The sequence below is a fragment of the Shewanella sp. 11B5 genome (genome assembly GCF_002836795.1).
GTDB lineage: Bacteria > Pseudomonadota > Gammaproteobacteria > Enterobacterales > Shewanellaceae > Shewanella > Shewanella frigidimarina.
Window position 1 is genome coordinate 1 of record NZ_PJAP01001075.1, and the last position, 2,385, is coordinate 2,385.

2 protein-coding genes are annotated in these 2,385 nt (G+C 40.6%); both read right to left on the minus strand.

The genetic code is table 11. From position 1 onward, the window contains the following. Nucleotides 1-1,446 (minus strand): MtrB/PioB family decaheme-associated outer membrane protein (locus tag CXF78_RS20465; protein ID WP_102037791.1); only part of this gene is annotated, 1,446 nt, incomplete at its 3' end. 14 nt (nt 1,447-1,460) lie between these two features. Beyond that, nucleotides 1,461-2,381, minus strand: coding sequence for a DmsE family decaheme c-type cytochrome (locus CXF78_RS20470; RefSeq protein WP_102037792.1), 921 nt, complete (start codon nt 2,379-2,381; stop codon nt 1,461-1,463). Between the last annotated feature and the right edge of the window lie 4 nt (nt 2,382-2,385).

Below are 2,385 nucleotides of genomic sequence, written 5' to 3' on the forward strand. Positions count from 1 at the left end.
AGAAGTTATATCAACATTCATCCAATCATTAGGTGTATGAGTTAATTTTAATTCATAGGCATTACGGGTTCGGTCAGCTAAATAATACTTTCTTAAAACCGCATTATCTTCTGAGGCCGTTAATATATCTGATTCATATTTAGAACCATCTCTGCTAGCATACTCAGACTTTACATTAATATTAAACATTTCAAACTTACGGATATTTAATTTCGCCCATAAAGTGTCATCTTGAGTTGTTTCTCGTTCACTATAATTGCGAGTTATTTCTTTACTGTCATAACCTGCCTGTAAACGATAACCACTGGCAATTCGATAACTCGCATTTATGCCATAATTTTTACGTTCATAATCTAAAGGTGTATTTTGTTTAAATGCACCAGTTAAACTATTGAAGTTATATTGAGCAAACTCTGCGGTCGAACTCTGATTATCTCGCTTGTTATAATCGATGTTGCCACCTAAGCGAAGTCGATTATTCATCATTGATGTCACTGCAAAACGGCCATCAGTAGTATTAACCTGACCGTCCCAGCTTTGCAGTGGATTACCACTCATTTGAATTAAGTTTTCATCTTGGATCATGCGACCCGTTGCGACACGTCCACTCATCACAGTCTGGTCAAAGCGGTAATTGCCAGAAAGTGATATTTGATGCGCTTGGCTATCTGGTGAAGCAGCATAAACATCGTTTAAATAAGGCAAACTTAAGTCGCTTATTTTATTATTGTAAATGCTTCCTGAGTAACTCAATTCGCTCATCCAGTTATCGCCATTAAGACCTATCCCTGCATCCCATTGCGAAGTCGTCGCGTTTATCGGTAAGCCAATATTGATAGGGCTAGGCGTAACGATACTGCTTGAGCTGTGACCGGTTTTCTCTTCTTGGCTGTAACTGATAAAACTATTGTAAACGTCCTGGTTAAATACCACTCCGACGCCTAATTTCTCTCTTTCTAGCGCTAAGTTAAACGTATTAACATCATTACTGGGAGTCAGCATTCCATCGTTATGCCACAACTGGCTATTTACATTACCAGCTTTAATCGTTTTGATTGCAGCGTAATCTAATACCACCTCATATAAGCCTGAATCACCGATTTGCAAACTAGCAAAGCTATTGTCAAAACCCAATTGATGTGCCGTTATTTTGGCTTGATAGCCAGATTTATTTTGGAACAAAATATCACTGCTTAACGAACCAATAGCGCCATCTTCTGAAGTGCCTAATGCGTTACCAGCATGCATATCATCAATGTCGTTATAGCCAAGAGCCACATCGAGTTTACCGCTATAACCTTCATTCTCACTACAACGATTACATTCATAATTACTGGTTTTTACATTACTGGTATTAGCATTACTCACCCCAAAATTCGCTGCGAAACTGTGTCCAGATACCGCCACTAATATCGATACAGTAATAAGATTGATTTTAAATGACATAATCTTGCTCTCCATTAGCGTTGCAGCAAGCTGCCTGAGGGATGATTTGAACCATGTATTTGGCTGTGGCAATTCAAGCAACTTTTACCGCCGCCAAAAGCATCAATACCTGACTCCGCGACTACTCGACTAGCGTGTCCATCATTGGCATGACATTGCTGACACAATTGAGGAGCACGTTGCTTAACGAGAGATTCATTGACACTGCCATGAGGGTTATGACAAGTAACGCAATTCTCTGTTACTGGCGCATGCTCCCATAAGAAAGGCCCACGTTTCTCGGCATGACAGCTATAACAAGTGTCATTAACTGTGGGTTTAACTAACGCATTTTCACTCATAGAACCATGAGCTGAGTGACAATCAACACATGTCATGCTGTTCCACTTTAACGGGTGTGAAGAGCGCTTATTCATGTCGCCTTTTTGGCTGGTATGGCAGCTAACACAAGTGTCATTAACTGTGAGCTTATCCATAACAGGATCTTTGGCTGCATGGATCTTGTGACAATCTACACAGGCAACTTCTTCAAGATTATGGGTACTGTTGTGCCAGCTCATCTGCTGTGCATCGTTATGACACCCTTCACAAACACTGTTTTGAGAACTTACCGGCAACTTACTTTTTGCACCAAAAGCAATCATGGGCTCTTTACCGCCGCGATTATGATTACCTTGTGGACCATGGCATGCTTCACATTGCAAACCTGCCATTGGAGAAGCCTCTGAAATAACTTTGCCGTGCGTCCCCTTAAATAAGTCCATCACCTGTTCATTTTTTTTATGACACATAAGGCAAGAATCGGCCCCTTTAGGAGAATAATTCCCGTCAGTAAATTTTTGTTGCAGTGTGGTGTCTAATTGATCTGTGGTTAAATCGTCCCACGGTAATGCATGAGCACTTTGTATTACTAATAATCCGCAACCAATGAGTATGGCT